The 16,030-nt window shown below is 62.9% G+C and carries 14 protein-coding genes; 5 read left to right on the top strand and 9 right to left on the bottom strand.

The window, feature by feature from the left end; genetic code table 11:
* Positions 1 to 117: 117 nt before the first annotated feature.
* Positions 118 to 960 (bottom strand): 23S rRNA (adenine(2030)-N(6))-methyltransferase RlmJ, encoded by an 843-nt coding sequence (locus ACUXAC_RS24015; RefSeq protein ID WP_004931012.1) that lies wholly within the window; start codon positions 958 to 960, stop codon positions 118 to 120.
* Positions 961 to 1,095: 135 nt separating this feature from the next.
* Between ACUXAC_RS24015 and ACUXAC_RS24010 the strand changes: the two genes are divergently transcribed.
* Entirely contained in the window at positions 1,096 to 1,500 is a 405-nt protein-coding gene (locus ACUXAC_RS24010; protein WP_060441427.1) for an ASCH domain-containing protein, read from the top strand.
* Here the strand turns inward: ACUXAC_RS24010 and ACUXAC_RS24005 are convergent.
* A complete protein-coding gene (locus tag ACUXAC_RS24005; protein WP_033649404.1) occupies positions 1,495 to 2,400 on the bottom strand; it encodes a LysR family transcriptional regulator in 906 nt (301 codons plus the stop codon). The genes ACUXAC_RS24010 and ACUXAC_RS24005 overlap by 6 nt on opposite strands.
* Before the next feature lie 106 nt (positions 2,401 to 2,506).
* On the opposite strand from ACUXAC_RS24005, the gene ACUXAC_RS24000 reads away from it, so the two are divergent.
* The 4 genes from ACUXAC_RS24000 (at position 2,507) to rsmJ (ending at position 7,435) form a co-directional block, all read left to right on the top strand.
* Complete coding sequence (locus tag ACUXAC_RS24000; RefSeq protein ID WP_454266907.1) at positions 2,507 to 3,970, top strand: amidase; 1,464 nt, start codon at positions 2,507 to 2,509, stop codon at positions 3,968 to 3,970.
* Between the two features lie 87 nt (positions 3,971 to 4,057).
* Positions 4,058 to 4,519, top strand: a complete 462-nt coding sequence (locus ACUXAC_RS23995; RefSeq protein WP_387445178.1) for an HIT family protein — start codon at positions 4,058 to 4,060, stop codon at positions 4,517 to 4,519.
* Between the two features lie 118 nt (positions 4,520 to 4,637).
* Positions 4,638 to 6,680 (top strand): oligopeptidase A, encoded by a 2,043-nt coding sequence (gene prlC / locus ACUXAC_RS23990; protein ID WP_147840532.1) that lies wholly within the window; start codon positions 4,638 to 4,640, stop codon positions 6,678 to 6,680.
* Positions 6,681 to 6,688: 8 nt separating this feature from the next.
* On the top strand, positions 6,689 to 7,435 hold the full coding sequence (rsmJ, locus tag ACUXAC_RS23985; RefSeq protein WP_342121384.1) for a 16S rRNA (guanine(1516)-N(2))-methyltransferase RsmJ: 747 nt from the start codon (positions 6,689 to 6,691) through the stop codon (positions 7,433 to 7,435).
* A gap of 28 nt (positions 7,436 to 7,463) precedes the next feature.
* Here the strand turns inward: rsmJ and ACUXAC_RS23980 are convergent, their stop codons facing one another.
* The 7 genes from ACUXAC_RS23980 to gdhA all read right to left on the bottom strand — a co-directional run bounded on the left by ACUXAC_RS23980 (position 7,464) and on the right by gdhA (position 15,912).
* Positions 7,464 to 8,063 (bottom strand): KpsF/GutQ family sugar-phosphate isomerase, encoded by a 600-nt coding sequence (locus ACUXAC_RS23980; RefSeq protein WP_060424423.1) that lies wholly within the window; start codon positions 8,061 to 8,063, stop codon positions 7,464 to 7,466.
* Positions 8,063 to 9,700, bottom strand: a complete 1,638-nt coding sequence (locus ACUXAC_RS23975) for an FGGY-family carbohydrate kinase (RefSeq protein WP_038873847.1) — start codon at positions 9,698 to 9,700, stop codon at positions 8,063 to 8,065. The genes ACUXAC_RS23980 and ACUXAC_RS23975 overlap by 1 nt, the downstream gene beginning before the upstream one ends.
* 10 nt (positions 9,701 to 9,710) lie before the next feature.
* Entirely contained in the window at positions 9,711 to 10,664 is a 954-nt protein-coding gene (locus ACUXAC_RS23970; protein ID WP_060424425.1) for an ABC transporter permease, read from the bottom strand.
* A gap of 1 nt (position 10,665) precedes the next feature.
* Positions 10,666 to 11,655 carry an ABC transporter permease gene (locus ACUXAC_RS23965; RefSeq protein WP_047729644.1) on the bottom strand — a complete coding sequence of 330 codons (990 nt, stop codon included), beginning with the start codon at positions 11,653 to 11,655 and terminating at the stop codon, positions 10,666 to 10,668.
* The gene (locus ACUXAC_RS23960) at positions 11,648 to 13,147 is read right to left on the bottom strand and encodes a sugar ABC transporter ATP-binding protein (RefSeq protein WP_060441425.1); all 1,500 of its coding nucleotides are present in this window, start codon (positions 13,145 to 13,147) and stop codon (positions 11,648 to 11,650) included. Before ACUXAC_RS23960 ends, ACUXAC_RS23965 begins: the two co-directional genes overlap by 8 nt.
* A 105-nt stretch (positions 13,148 to 13,252) precedes the next feature.
* Positions 13,253 to 14,239, bottom strand: a complete 987-nt coding sequence (locus ACUXAC_RS23955; protein WP_033636379.1) for an autoinducer 2 ABC transporter substrate-binding protein — start codon at positions 14,237 to 14,239, stop codon at positions 13,253 to 13,255.
* A 329-nt stretch (positions 14,240 to 14,568) separates the two neighbouring features.
* Complete coding sequence (gdhA, locus tag ACUXAC_RS23950) at positions 14,569 to 15,912, bottom strand: NADP-specific glutamate dehydrogenase (protein ID WP_060441424.1); 1,344 nt, start codon at positions 15,910 to 15,912, stop codon at positions 14,569 to 14,571.
* Positions 15,913 to 16,030 lie beyond the last annotated feature (118 nt).

Here is a 16,030-nt window from a genome sequence, read left to right as displayed (position 1 = left end):
GAGTTGTGAATTTGAAGAGGGTAAGAGTTTAACGCCTGACCGGGGTTTGTCGCAAAGATTGCGTCGATGGCTGCGATAGGTGGACGCAGGGCGCGGCGAACCGCGCCCTGCCGGGGATTATTCCGGTACCACCCAGTTCACCAGATGGTGGCCGATGCCCGACGGCACCAGCACCTTGTGCAGCCACGGCAGCACGTTTTTCATCTGCTGTTCCAGCTTCCACGGCGGGTTGATGACGATCATGCCGGAGGCGGTCATGCCGCGCTGATCGCTGTCGGGTTTCACCGCCAGTTCGATCTGCAGAATGCGGCGAATGCCGGTGGCTTCCAGATCGCGCAGCATGCGTTTGATCTGCTGGCGCATCACCACCGGGTACCACAGCGCGTAAGTGCCGGTGGCGAAACGCTTGTAGCCTTCCTGAATGCCTTTGACCACGTCCTGGTAATCGGTCTTCATTTCATACGGCGGGTCCATCAGGATCAGGCCGCGGCGCGACAGGGGCGGCAGCTGGGATTTCAGCTGCTGATAGCCGTCGGCGCGCTGCACTTTGGCGCGTTCGTCTTTCTGGAACTCGCTGCGCAGCAGCGGGTAGTCGCTCGGGTGCAGCTCGGTCAGGTGAATTTTGTCCTGCGGGCGCAGCAGCTGGCGGGCGATCAGCGGCGAGCCGGGATAGTAGCGCAGCGTGCCGGAACGGTTGAAGTTGTGTACCACGCTCATGTAGGCCGCCAGCTCTTCCGGCAGATCGTCGCGCTGCCACAGCAAGCCGATGCCTTCCAGGTATTCGCCGGTGCGCTCGGCGTGTTCGCCGCTGAGCTGATAACGGCCTGCGCCCGAGTGGGTATCCAGATACAGGAACGGCTTCTCTTTTTCCTTCAGCGACTCGATGATCAGGCTCTGAACGGTGTGTTTGAGCACGTCGGCGTGGTTGCCGGCGTGGAAACTGTGGCGATAACTTAACATGACGGGTGGCGATTCCTTGTGCTCCGCAGACGGAGCATTCAATGCAATAAGGCTTATAATCTGCACAGTATAAACTGTCTGGCCGGGAAAAACTGGACTCCGTTGCCGCAGACGTTCACAGAAAGGGACAGGACGATGAGCAAACAGGCGATTTTGGCGAACTACCCCGACGCGGCGCGCTGGGCGTTCGGCGACGGCCCCGAGTTGGCCGACGAACTGCTGCAGTTGGTGCTGAGCGGGGAAAAGACCGCCACCTGCAGCTCCTATGAGAGCTATCGCCGGGAGCAAACGCCGATGATCGGCGACGATAGCATTATTCTCGACGGCCGCGGCGAACCGGCCTGCGTGATCAAAACCCTGGCGCTGCGCCTGGTGCGCTACGACCAGGTGACCGCCGAGATGGCGGCCAAAGAGGGCGAAGGCGACAAAAGCCTGGCGTTTTGGCGCGAGGGGCATCGGGAATTTTTCACCCGCGAAGGCACTTTTGCGGCGGATATGTGGCTGGTGTTCGAAGAGTTTGCGCTGGTGGAGATTTTATAGCGGCCCCAGCGCGGCCACCACCTGCTCGCGCAGCCAGCTGTGGGCCGGGTCGAGATGGGAACGTTCATGCCATACCATCACCATGTCGTAACCCGGCATCTCCAGCGGAGCCGCGCAGGTGCGCAATTCCCCCAACAGTTCCCCCAGCATGCGCGAAGGCAGCATGGCGACCATATCGGACTTCGCCAGCAACGCGGGAATAAACAGGAAGTGCGGCACCGACATTACGACCCGTCGGGTTAGCCCCTGTGCGGCCAGCAGCGTATCGATCTGGGTACGAAAACCGCCGCCATCTTGCGAAACCATCACAAACTCAAGCTGGCAGAACTGTTCGAGTGAGGGCGGCCGTTGCAACAGCGGGTGATCCCGGCGGCCGACCAGCAGGTAGTTCTCGTGAAACAGCGGCCGATGGCGCAGCTCCGCCGGCGCTTCTTCCCGGCTCAGAAAACCGAGATCGATCACCCCGTCCGCCAAATCGCGGCTCATGCGTTTGGGCGCCGCTTCGCGGATCGCCAGACGGGATTTCGGCGCCGCCAGCCGCAGACGGGGCAGCATCGGCAGCAAAATTGCGTATTCAGCGGCATCGGCGGCGGCCAGCTGCCAGGTGACTTCCGCCTGCCGCGGATCAAAGGGCTGCTCCGGCGCGACCAAGCGGCCCACATCGGCCAGCGTTTGGCGCAGCGGTGCCAACAGGCCGAGCGCGCGCGCCGTCGGCAGCATGCCGCGCGGGTTCGGCAGCAGCAGCGGGTCACGGTAGATCTCACGCAGCTTGGCAAGCTGAATGCTGACCGAAGGCTGGCTGAGATTGAGGCGCGCCGCCGCCCGCGTCACGCTGCGCTCGCTGAGCAACGCTTCCAATGTAACCAAAAGATTGAGATCGAGCCGCTTTAAATTGTTGATAACTATTCCCCGAATTAAATCTATCAATTTCAACTATAGCGCCGATCTCCCTACCGTGGAACGGACGCCGGAACAGACCGGTGAAACCGCAACGGAGAGGGGGACGATGATGAAATTGAGCGAATACGTGAGCTACGATGCGCTGGGATTGGCCGAATTGGTGCGGCGTGGCGAGGTCAGCGCAGCGGCGCTGCAACAGGCGGCGCGGGCCGCCGTCGAGGCGGCGCGGGCCGCCGTCGAGGCGGTGAACCCGGCGATTAACGCGGTGGTGGAACACTGGGAGCAGCCGCCGGAACAAGACGACGGGCCTTTGTCGGGCGTGCCTTTCCTGATCAAGGACATCGCCATCAGCATGGCAGGCAAGCGCGTTGAGCTGGGCAGCCGGTTGGCGCAGGGCAGCGTCGCCGCCGCCGACAGCCATCTGATGAGCAATATCCGCCAGGCCGGGCTGGTGACCTTTGGCCGCACCAGCACGCCGGAAATGGCGTTCAGCACCACCACCGAGGCCGTGCTTTACGGTGCCACGCGCAACCCCTGGAACCTGGATTTCAGCGCCGGTGGATCCAGTGGTGGCGCCGGTGCGGCGGTTGCCGCCGGTATGGTGCCCATCGCTCACGCCACCGACGCCGCCGGCTCGATTCGCGTACCGGCTTCGTCAAACGGGGTATTTGGTCTCAAGCCTACGCGCGGTCGGGTGCCGCATGGCCCGGTGATGGATGAGGTCTTCAACGGCTTTGGCGTCCAGCTGGGGCTCAGCCGCACGGTGCGTGACAGCGCCGCGTTGCTGGATGTGATGCAGCGTCCTCACGTTGGCGAGCCGTATTACACGGCGCCGCCGGCGCACAGCTGGTTATCGCAGGTGACGCGGCAACCGGGCAGGCTGCGCATCGGCATGATGACCGAGGCGTGGAACGGCGGAAAAACCGAGTCGAACATCGCCGGCGCCACGGCGGAAACGGCGGTGTTATTGGCGGCGTTGGGGCATCAGGTCAGCGAAACGGAAATGGCGATCGGCGTCAGTTGGCAAGAGTTGGTGTTCGCCAATGCGCAAATCTGGTGCGCCAATCTGGTCGGCTGGGTCGATGGTCTGAGCCAAGCGAGCGGACGGGCTATTTCAAGCGAAACGCTGGAGCCGGAAACGCTGGCCTGCTATCGCTACGGCCAGGCGGCCAGGGCGGTGGATATGGTGCGTGCGCTCGAGGTACGCAACCGGGTGACTCGCGCAGTCGGCGCCTATTTCCAGCAATACGACCTGCTGCTGACGCCGACGCTACCCGACCTGCCCTGGCGGCTTGGCCGTTATGGCGCGAATGCGGCGAATATGGACGGGCTGGAATGGACGGCGCATTTGTTCGATCATTCACCGTTCACCCCGGTATTTAACGTCGCCGGCGTACCGGCGATGTCGGTGCCGCTGGCCCAGGATGCGCAGCACAACCTGCCGATAGGCATGCAGTTTGTCGCCGGTTTTGGCCGTGAGGATCGGTTGTTGCAGCTGGCCGGACAGCTGGAACGCGCCGCGCCCTGGCATGGGCGGCGTCCGGCGATTTGGGCGGGGAATGCCGTTTAATAGCGGTAAAAAAGCAAAATATCCGCTATGTTGCCGAGAGGTGTTTGATGGCGGGCCGTCGGCTCGACGCTGCACCCTGGAGGCGATATGAGCTGCATTTTTTGCGACATCGCGGCGGGCAAGGCGCCGTGCCATAAAATCTGGGAAGACGACGACCATCTGGCGTTCCTGTCCATCTTTCCCAACACCGACGGTTTCAGCGTGGTGATCCCCAAGGCCCACCACCCGAGCTACGTCTTTGACCTGCCGGACGAGGTGTTGAGCGCGCTGATGCTGGCGACCAAGCGGGTGGTGAAGCAGCTGGACCGCGCGTTCGACGACGTCGGCCGCTGCGGCATGGTGTTCGAGGGCTACGGCGTCGACCATGTGCACGCCAAACTGATCCCGCTGCACGGCACCGCGTCGCTGGATCAGTGGCGGCCGATCGAATCGACCTCGCCGAAGTTTTTCGAACGTTACGAGGGCTATATCTCCTCCCACGACGCCGCGCGCGCCGACGACGAACAGCTGGCGGCGCTGGCCGCCCGCATCCGCCAAAGCGCCGTTTAAGGCACGAACGATCAACGCCGGGCATTGATTTTCCTGTTGTCTGGCTCCATGTTAGAGATTCATACGCATTTTAAGGCTCGCCCCCGCGGCGGGCCCCAACGCTAATCAGGACTGCCCTATGACAAATCCGTTGCTGACCCCGTTTTCCCTGCCGCCGTTCTCGGCGATCCGCCCTGAAGATATCGTGCCTGCGGTGCAATCCGCGCTGGCGGACTGCCGCGCCGCGGTAGAGCGCGTGGTTGCGCAGCCGGGGCCGTTCACCTGGGATAATCTGTGTCAGCCGCTGGCGGAGTCGGACGATCGCCTGTCGCGCATCTGGTCGCCGATCGGGCACCTGAACTCGGTGAAAAACAGCCCGGAGCTGCGCACCGCCTATGAGCAGGCGCTGCCGCTGCTGTCTGAATACGGCACCTGGGTTGGCCAGCACGAAGGGCTGTACCAGGCCTACCGCAGCCTGAAAGAGGGTGCGGCGTTCGAGGCGCTGAGCGTGCCGCAGCGCAAGGCGGTGGACAACGCGCTGCGCGATTTCGAACTGTCGGGCATCGGCCTGTCGGCGGATAAACAGCAGCGCTACGGTGAGATCGTCGCGCGCCTGTCCGAACTGGGGTCTACCTACAGCAACAACGTGCTCGACGCCACCATGGGCTGGAGCAAACTGATTACCGACGAAGCCGAGCTGAGCGGCCTGCCGGAGAGCGCCCTGGCGCAGGCACAGGCGATGGCGCAGGCCAAAGAGCAGGACGGCTGGCTGCTGACGCTGGACATGCCGAGCTACCTGCCGGTGTTGACCTACGCCGACAACCGCGCGCTGCGCGAAGAGATGTACCGCGCCTTCGCCACCCGCGCCTCCGATCAGGGGCCGAACGCCGGCAAATGGGACAACAGCGAAGTGATGGCGGAAACGCTGGCGCTGCGCCACGAGCTGGCTCAGCTGCTGGGCTTCGATACCTACGCCGACAAGTCGCTGGCGACCAAAATGGCGGAGAGCCCGGAGCAGGTGATCGGCTTCCTGAGCGATCTGGCCAAGCGCGCCCGCCCGCAGGCCGAGCAGGAGCTGGCGCAGCTGCGCGCCTTCGCCAAACAGCACTATGGCGTGGACGAGCTTGAAGCCTGGGACATCACCTATTACGGCGAAAAACAGAAGCAGCACCTGTTCTCCATCAGCGACGAGCAGCTGCGCCCGTACTTCCCGGAACAGCGGGTGGTGGAAGGGCTGTTCGAAGTGGTGAAACGCATTTACGGCATCACCGCCAAAGAGCGTAAAGACGTGGAGACCTGGCATCCGGACGTGCGCTTCTTCGATCTGTTCGACGCTAACGGCGAGCTGCGCGGCAGCTTCTACCTCGATCTGTACGCCCGCGAAAACAAACGCGGCGGCGCCTGGATGGACGACTGCGTCGGCAGCCTGCGCAAGGCCGACGGCACGCTGCAAAAACCGGTCGCTTACCTGACCTGCAACTTCAACCGCCCGCTGGGCGACCAGCCGGCGCTGTTCACCCATAACGAAGTGACCACGCTGTTCCACGAGTTCGGCCACGGTCTGCACCACATGCTGACGCAGATCGATACCGCCGGCGTCTCCGGCATCAACGGGGTGCCGTGGGATGCGGTCGAACTGCCGAGCCAGTTTATGGAAAACTGGTGCTGGGAGCCGGAAGCGCTGGCGTTTATCTCGGGCCACTACCAGAGCGGCGAGCCGCTGCCGAAGGCCATGCTCGACAAGCTGCTGGCGGCCAAGAATTACCAGGCGGCGCTGTTCATCCTGCGCCAGCTGGAGTTCGGCCTGTTCGATTTCCGCATGCACTTCGAATACAGCCCGGAAAAAGGCGCGCAGATCCTGCCGACGTTGGCGGAAGTGAAGAAAATGGTGGCGGTGGTGCCTTCGCCAAGCTGGGGCCGCTTCCCGCACGCCTTCAGCCACATCTTCGCCGGCGGCTATGCGGCGGGTTACTACAGCTACCTGTGGGCGGAAGTGCTGTCGGCCGACGCCTACTCGCGCTTCGAAGAAGAGGGGATTTTCAACGCCGAAACCGGCAAATCCTTCCTCGACAACATCCTGTCGCGCGGCGGGTCGGAAGAGCCGATGGCGCTGTTCAAACGCTTCCGTGGCCGCGAGCCGCAGCTGGATGCTATGCTGCGCCATTACGGCATTAAAGGATAACCCGACACGTGAGCGTGTATTTATTGTGTGAAGCAGGCGCCGATCCCGGCGCCTTGTCTGTTTTGGCGCAGCGCTGGCAGCTGGTGTCCGACGACGACGCGCCGATGGCGCTGGTACTGACCCCGCAGCGGCTGGAGCTGCGCAAGCGCGACGAGCCGAAACTCGGCGGGATCTACGTCGATTTCGTCTTCGGCGCCATGGCGCACCGGCGCCGCTTCGGCGGCGGCCGCGGCGAGGCGGTGGCCAAAGCGGTCGGCATCAAGGGCAGCTATCTGCCGGACGTGGTGGACGCTACCGCCGGGCTGGGGCGCGACGCCTTCGTGCTGGCGGCGCTGGGCTGCCGGGTACGGATGCTGGAGCGCAATCCGGTGGTGGCGGCGTTGCTGGACGACGGTCTGCAGCGTGGCTATCAGGATGCGGAAATCGGCCCGTGGCTGCGCGAGCGTCTGACGCTGCTGCACGCCTCCAGCCTGACGGCGCTGGCGGATCTCAGCCCGCGCCCCGAGGTGGTGTATCTCGATCCGATGTTCCCGCACAAGCAAAAAAGCGCGCTGGTGAAAAAAGAGATGCGGGTGTTTCAATCGCTGGTGGGCAGCGACGATGACGCCGACGGCCTGCTGGAGCCGGCGCGCCGCCTGGCAACCAAGCGCGTGGTGGTGAAACGCCCGGACTACGCGCCGCCGCTGGCCGACGTGCCGGCGCACGCCGCCACGCTGACCAAAAGCCACCGTTTCGATATCTACATGCCGCTGTAATGTCTGCCGGGCCCGCGGTGTCGGGCCCTCAGTTTTCCTCCCGCAAGCTTTTCCCCACGCCGCCGCCCGGATGCACCGCCAGCAAGGCCTCCTTGTCGTAACCGCTGCGCGCCATCAGGCAGGCGCAGGCGGCGTCGAAGATCGCCAGCACCAGCACAATTGAGGTGGTGGCCAGCATGTTCAGCGGATCTATCTCCTTTTGCACCCCGGTGGCGATCGTCAGCTGCGCCGCCTGCGCGATGGCGGAATGCGGGTTTTCCGTCACCGCGATCAGCGTCACACCCTTGGCCTGCAGCGTTGGCAGCAGGCGGGTCAGCTCGTCGGAATTGCCGCCGCGCGAGATCAGGATCAGCAGATCGTCGGCGCGCAGAAAACCCAGATCGCCGTGCGCCGCGCCGGTGGCGTCGAGGTAGACCGCCGGCCGTTCCACGCAGGCCAGCATGTGGGCTATCTTGCGCGCCGCAATCCCCGAGGTGCCGACGCCGGTGACGGCGATTTTACCGCGGCAGTCGGCCAGCAGCGCCAGCAGCCGCTGCCAGGTGCGCGCGTCGAGGCGCTCGCCCAGCTGCGCCAGCTCCTGGCTGTAGGTTTGCCAACCCTGCACAGCCTGCCGCCATTCCTGCTGCATCACGCCTCCTCCTGCATCAACCGGCGGTATTTCATGTGGTCGTTGTACAGCTCGTGGAATACTCGGTATTTGCGGTCGTAGTAGCTTTTTATCTGGTTGGTCTGCGGCGTGACCGTCTTGCCGATGCGGCTCATGGCGCTCATCGCCTCCGGCAGGGTGTCGAACACGCCCGCCGCCACGGTGCCCATCATGGCGCCGCCCAGCAGCATCGCTTCGCTCTCCTCCGGCAGCAGCATGGCGCAGCCGGTGGCGTTGGCGTGCTCCTGCACGAAGATCGGGTTCTTGGTGCCGCCGCCGCTGGCCATGATGGTGTCGATGCTGTAGCCGCTGTGGTTCATGGTTTCGATGATGTGGCGGGTGCCGAGCGCGATGGCCTGAATGGTGGCCAGGTAGTGCAGCGCCATGTCCTCCGGCGTGCGCGACAGCTTCAGCCCGGTCAGGATGCCGGTCAGCGTCGGGTTGGCGCGCGGCGAGCGGTTGCCGTGGAAGTACGGCAGCATATGGATGTCCTGCGTCAGGAAGGCGATATTCTCCGGCTCGCCGGCCATGCGGCGCAGAATGGCGTTCAGCACTTCATAGATGGTCTGTCCCTGGGTTTTCGCCTGCGCCAGCAGCTCCGGGTAGCACGGGTGCGACTGGATGACGTGGTCGATCAGTGCGCCGGTGGCGGACTGGCCGCCCTCGTTCAGCCAGTATTCCGGCAGGATCGCCGAGTAATACGGCCCCCAGACGCCGCCGATAAAGCGAGCGGTGCGCGACATCGCCATGTGGCCGGTGGAGGTGCCGCCGATCAGCGCGACGCGGCGGTTGAAGTCGGCCACCTCACCGGAGACGCCGGTGGCGCCCAGCGTGCCGAGAGTGCCGGCGTGGGCGTCGATGATCGACACGCTCACCGCCGTGCCTGCGATCAGCCCCATCTCGCTGGCGGCGCGCTGGGTCAGGCCGTGGCCCAGCGGCTCGCCCATCATTTTGACGTCGCTGCCGATCTTGGCCGCGTCATGTTCCAGCACGTCTTCCAGCCCGATCTGCTGGAAGTAGCTCTTGTCCCAGCGCTGTTCGTGGCCGAGATAGGTCCACTTGCACACCGTCGAGCACAGCGAACGGGTGGCGTCCTGGGTGGCGCGCCAGGTGAGGAAGTCCGGCAGATCGAACAGGTAACCGGCGTTGGCCCAGGTGGTAGGCATGTGCTGTTTCAGCCACAGCAGTTTCGGCGTCTGCATCTCCGGCGAAATGATGCCGCCGACGAAGTCCAGCACCCGGTGTTTGGTGGCGTTGATGCGCTCGGCCTGGGCGATCGCCCGGTGATCCATCCACACGATGATGTTCTGTTCGGTGCGGCCGGAGGGGCTGACGGTCAGCGGCTTGCCCTCTTTATCCAACACCACCAGCGAACAGGTGGCGTCGAAGCCCAGCCCCTTGACCTGAATCGGGTTGATGTCGGCCTGGTTGACCGCGTCGCGCACCGCATTGCACACCGCCTGCCAGATGTTATCCGACGACTGCTCGACGAAATCCGCCTTCGGTCGGTACAGATCGATGGCCCGGCTGGCCTGGCCGACCATGCGGCCATTGAGATCGAATACGCCCGCGCGCGCGCTTCCGGTGCCCACATCTACGCCAATAAAATAGCTCGCCATTATTTTCTCCTCAGGCTTTTCGATTCTGTAACGCGATAAACAGGATCAGCACGCCGCCCCACAGGGCCATGGTCAGGTAGCTGCTGACCCCCAGCAGATTGAGGCCGCTTTCCAACATTTGCAGCACGATCAGCGCCAGCACCAGCCCCAGAATACGGCCGAAACCGCCGTCCGGGTTAATGCCGCCCAGCACCGAGGCCAGAATGGTCACCAGCAGATAAGATTCGCCGTAGCCGGCCTTGGCCGAGTTGAACTTGGCCATCATCAGCAGGGCGGCGCCCCAGCCGAGCAGCGCCGACAGGATATACACCGCGATCTGCACCCGTGCGGTGTTCACGCCGCTGAAGCGGGTGGCCTGTTCGTTAGAGCCGATCAGGTACAGGCTGCGGCCCAGCGTGGTGTGCTCCAGCAGCAGCCACAGCCCGGCCGCCACCAGCAGGAACAGGATCAGCGCCACCGGCACGCCGAGCACGGCGCCGTTGCCGAGAAATTGAATCGCTGCCGGGAAGCCGGAGATCACCGCGCCGTTGGACAGCAGGATATTCAGGCCGGTGATCAGCGTCATGGTGCCGAGCGAGGCGAGGATTGGCGAGACGCCGATCCAGGCCACCAGCGCGCCGTTCAGCGCGCCGATCGCCACCGCCACCAGCAGGCCGGCCAACAGCGCCAGCGCCAGGAACAGCGGCTGGTCGGGATGGCTGACGATGATCGCCGCCATCACCAGCGAACAGGCGTTGGCGCCGGCGATGATCGACAGGTTGATGCCGCCGGTCAGCATGGTGATACCCATGCCGAGCGCCAGCAGGCCGAGGATCGGCAGCTGCGAGGCGATCGACTGGAAGTTGCCGAGGCTGAAGAAGCGCGATCCGAGCAGCCCGGCGAAGAGCAGCGCCACCGCGATGATGATCGCGCCCTGCAGGCGAATGATCCGATCGCTTGGGATCAACCGAGTTAACTGCGTCATGTCAGATCTCCTTGAGCAGCTTGCGTTTTTCGTTCCAGGCGGTGGTGCTGATGCTGATCAAAATGATCGCGCCGCTGAATACCTGGTGCCAATAGGCCGAGACGCTGAGTAGCGTCAGCCCGTTTTGCAGGAAGGCCAGCAGCACCACGCCGAGCAGGGTGCCGGTCAACGAGCCGCGGCCGCCGCTCATGCTGGTGCCGCCCAGCACCACCGCCGCCAATACCGTCAGCTCGAAGCCAAGCAGCGAGTTGGGGGCCACCGACTGGGTGATCTGCGCCTGCACTACCGCCGCGACGCCGGCCAGAATGCCCATGTAGCCGTAGACGCAAAAATGCAGCCGCAGCAGGTTCAACCCCAGGCGCGACGCCGCGTCGCGGTTGCCGCCCATCGCGTAGATCTGGCGCCCCAGCCGGGTGCGGTTCATCAGCACGCCGGTGACGACGATGGTCCCCAGCAGGCACAGCAGCGGCAGCGTCAGGCCGTAGTCGTAGCCGTCGGCGCCCTGGAACGAGAACCAGTTGATGCCGTTCATGAACCAGTCCGGGAAGCCGTACAGCCAGGTGCCGTTAGTGGCGTACACCAGCAGGCCGTAGAACAGGTTAAGGGTGGCGATGGTGATGATGATCGCCGGCACTTTCAGCCAGTACACCAGGAAACCGTTCACCAGTCCGAGCAGCAGGCCGACGCCAATCGCCAGGGCGAACGCCAGCGGGAAGCTGCCGCCGTGCTGGATCACCCAGCTGGCCATCACATACTGGGCGATGGCGGTGACCGCCGGGAACGAAATGTCGATGCCGCCGGCGATCAGCACCACGAACAGCCCGCAGGCCAGGATGCCGAGAATGGCGTAGCTGGTGGCGACGTCGGTCAGGTTGCCGAGCGTCAGAAACTCGTCGGTGCCGGCGCTCAGGCCGATCGCCAGCAGCAGCACCAACAGGCCGAGATAAAACTCGTGCCGCCCGGCCAGGCGGGCCAATAATGACTTATCCATTCACCACCTCGGCGATCTGTTGCTCGGTACTCTGGTGCGGCGCGAATTCGGCGATCAGTTCGCCCTTGCGCATCACCATCACCCGATGGCTGTTGTAATAGGCTTCCGGGATCTCGTCGCAGATCATCAGCACCGCCATGCCCAGCTGCGCCAGATCGCGGGCGATCTGGTAGATCCCCTCTTTGTTGGCGATGTCCACGCCGACGGTGGGCGAGTCGAGGATCAGGATCTTCGGCTGGGTCGCCACCCATTTGGCGATGGCGATGCGCTGGGCGTTGCCGCCGGACAGGGTTTTCACCGGCAACGCGCTGTCGGACACCTTGATGTTCAGATCGCGGATCAGCCGGTTGACCAGCTCGGTCGCCTTGGCGTGATCCAACAGCCCGAGCGAGGTATGCAGCCGATCGAAGACGGTGACGATGGTGTTGTCGTAGATCGATTGTTCCATGATCAACCCCTGCGTCAGGCGATCCTCCGACACATAGCCGATGCCGTGGCGCACCGCTTCGCGGTTGTTGTGCAGCTGCACCGCCTGGCCCTCGATGCGGATCTCGCCGCTGTCCGGCCGCGTCATGCCGAACAGGCTGAGGCACAGTTCGGTGCGGCCGGCGCCGAGCAGGCCGACGATCGAGACGATCTCGCCGCCGCGCAGCGCCAGATTGACGTTGCGGTATTTCTCGCCGCGGCTGAGGTTGCGCACCTCGAGCAGCGGTGCCTGTTCGGCCGGCGGTAGCGGCGGCAGCGGGCTGTAGTGGAAGCGTTGGCCGGTCATCAGGAACGCCAGTTCATGGCTGTCCAGTTCGCTGGCCGGCCAGGTGCCCACCAGCTTGCCGTCGCGCATCACGCTGATGCGATCGGCGACTTCCATTACTTCATCCAATCTGTGGCTGACGAATACCACACAGATGCCGGCCGCCTTCAGCTCGTTGACCACCCGCAGCAGGCCGTCGACCTCCTGGCGGGTCAGCGAGGCGGTCGGTTCGTCCATGATAACCAACCGCGCCTCGGCGGCGATGGCACGGCAAATCGCCACCAGTTGCCGATCGGCGATCGACAGTTTTTCCACCTTTTTATCGGGGTCGATGCGTATGCCGACCCGCGCCATGGCGTCGAGCGCCGTCTGGCGCATCACCCGCTTGCGCACCCAGAAGCGGCCGCCGGGCAGGTAACGGTGAATGGCGATGTTCTCCGCCACCGTCAGGTTGGGGAACAGCGACAGGTCCTGGTAGATCACCTGTATGCCGTAATAACCGGACAGCTGCGGCGTCAGGGCGTGGAAGAGTTTGCCTTCCAGCGAAATGTTGGCGCCTTTTTCCGGCTGATAAACGCCGGAGATGATTTTAATGATGGTGCTTTTGCCGCAGCCGTTTTGCCCGGCCAGGCAGTGCACTTCGCCTTTATTCAGCGTCAGGTTGATCTGGTCTAATGCCAGCACGCCTGGGAATCGCTTGCTGATATTCTCCAGGGTGATAAATGCGGGGGAGGCTGTCATAACGTTAACCTGTGCTTGCGTAGCGGCCGAAGCCCTGGGCGCAGCAATGCTGCGCCCCTACGAGGGTTTAACTACTTTCCCGGTGTGGCGAAATTACGCGAAAAATCAGAATCCAAGCGATTGGGCGTTGTCTTTGGTCACTTCCAAAATCTTATTAAACCGAATCACTTTGTGTTCCATATCGACGTCAGCCTTGCCAAGGCCCTCGATCGACAGGTCTTTGTTCACTTCCTTGCCCTGCAGCAGCTGGTCGGCCACCGTCACCAGCGCATAACCGGCGTCTTTCGGATCCCACAGCAGCGCTTTCTTGATGTCGCCGCGCATCAGGTAAGGGGCGGCCTGCGCCGGCATGGCGATGCCCACCACCGCGATTTTGTCCTTGGCGCGTTTCTTGGCCACCGCCTGGCCGGCGCCGATCGGGCCGAGCGAGCCGAAGCCGATGATGCCCTTCATCTGCGGATAGGTTTTCATCAGATCCAGCGTGGTGGCGTAGGATTTGTCGATGCTTTCCGCCACCGGCAGGCGCGAGGTGACTTCAAACATGTCCGGGTATTTTTCTTTCTGGTATTTGATGGCGGAGTCGGCCCAGGCGTTGTGCAGCGGCACGGTCAGCGAGCCGACGTAGATCGCATAGCCGCCTTTGCCGCCCATGTCTTTCGCCAGCTCATCGACGTTGGCCTGCGCGTATTTCTCGCTGTCGATGGTCTCGATGTCCCACTGGCCGATCTGCTGGTCCGGGGATTCATGGGTCAGCACCACGATGCCTTTGTCGCGCGCTTTTTTCAGCACCGGCTCCAGCACCTTGGCGTCGTTCGGCACCACGATGATGGCGTTGACGTTCTTGGCGATCAGATCCTCAATCACCTTGACCTGCGCAGCCGGATCCGGCGTAGAAGGGCCGGTCTGGTAGGCGTTGACGTCGAGTTTTTTCGCCGCTTCGTTGACGCCCACTTCCATGCGGTTGAACCACGGAATGCCGGTCACTTTAGCGACCACGGCAATCTCATACTTATCAGCGGCGAACACAGGTGTTGTTGATAACATGCACGCAGAAACCACACATGCATTTAATAATGCGAGGTTAAATTTCATTAGCTGTACCTTTTTTTATCTGTAGGGGTGGCGGTTTTTCCACCGCTGCAGATTACAAAGGAATGGAAGAGGGGGCGTAGCTGAAGTTAATGAAATGTGATCTGCGCACATTTAAGTAAAATAATGGCGTATTTAATGTTAAATAAATGTTTAATTATTTGGCGGTGGTAAATTTACTACCGATCATGAAGCAATAAATAACCTTTTATTAACTTTTATTTAACGTATTGGTATCATCTGGATGGCGTGAAAGCATAAAAAAATGCCGGCGCAGAGGCCGGCATTGAAGCATTTAATCGATGTGTGAACAAGATCACCTTTAAGGCGGATTACAGCACGCCCTGCGCCAGCATGGCGTCCGCGACCTTGACGAAACCGGCGATATTCGCGCCGTGCACGTAGTGGGTTTGCTTGCCTTCGCCGCCGTATTCCACGCAGGCGTGGTGAATATCGGCCATGATATGTTGTAAACGTACATCCACTTTCTCTGCCCGCCAGCCGATGCGCGCGGCGTTTTGCGCCATCTCCAGCCCCGAGGTGGCGACGCCGCCGGCGTTGGCCGCCTTGCCCGGCGCGAACAGCACGCCGGCGTCGAGGAAGGCGTCGGTGGCCTGGATGGTGGTCGGCATGTTGGCGCCTTCCGCGACCGCCTTCACTCCGTTGCGGATCAGCGTTTGCGCCGCCTCGAGATCCAGTTCGTTCTGGGTGGCGCACGGCAGGGCGATATCCACCGGCACGTTCCACGGCTGCTGGCCCGCCAGATACGTCAGGCCGCGTTCGCGGGCGTAGTCCGCCACCCGGCCGTAGCGTTGGTTTTTGATCTCCGCCAGGTGCGCCAGCTTCTCGGTGGTGAAGCCGTCTTCGTCCACCAGGGTGCCGCCGGAATCCGACACGGTGATCACGCGCGCGTCCAGCTCCAGCGCTTTCTCGATGGTGTACTGCGCCACGTTGCCGGAGCCGGACACCGCCACCCGCATGCCCTCAAAGCCCAGGCCGTGGCGCTGCAGCATGGCGTCGGTGAAGTACACCAGGCCATAGCCGGTCGCCTCGGGGCGGATCAGGCTGCCGCCGAAGGAGAGGCCCTTGCCGGTAAACACGCAGGCGGTATTGTTGGACAGTTTTTTCATCATGCCGGCCATAAAGCCGACTTCGCGGCCGCCGACGCCGATATCGCCGGCCGGCACGTCGGTGTCCGGGCCCAGATGACGATACAGCTCGGTCATCAGCGCCTGGCAGAAGCGCATGATCTCGCCCTGGCTTTTGCCCTTCGGATCGAAATCGGAGCCGCCTTTGCCGCCGCCCATCGGCAGGGTGGTCAACGCGTTCTTGAAGGTCTGCTCAAAACCGAGGAACTTCAGGATCGACAGGTTCACCGACGGGTGGAAGCGCATGCCGCCCTTGTAGGGACCGATAGCCGAGTTGAATTGTACGCGGAAGGCGCGGTTGACCTGCACCTGGCCGCGATCGTCCACCCAGCTGACGCGGAACTGAATGACGCGCTCGGGCTCCACCAGGCGCTCCAACAGCGCCTGTTCGCGATAGTGCGGGTTGCGTTCGATAAACGGCCACAGCGAGGTGAATACTTCGCGCACCGCCTGCAAATATTCCGGCTGGTGGGGGTTATGGCGTTGTAACGAGGACAGGAAAGACTCTACCGATACGGCATATTCCATGGATAACTCCTTTTCGCATTAAATTTCCCCCGCTATTTCTTATAGATATGGGTATAGGCGATGCCCGGGGGAGGATGTTGTGTCTTTAGCGACTATATCATCGGAGGGCGGTTGATTA

Source organism: Serratia sp. 121840015-1, assembly GCF_053627655.1.
This window is presented reverse-complemented; position numbering and strand designations above follow the sequence as displayed.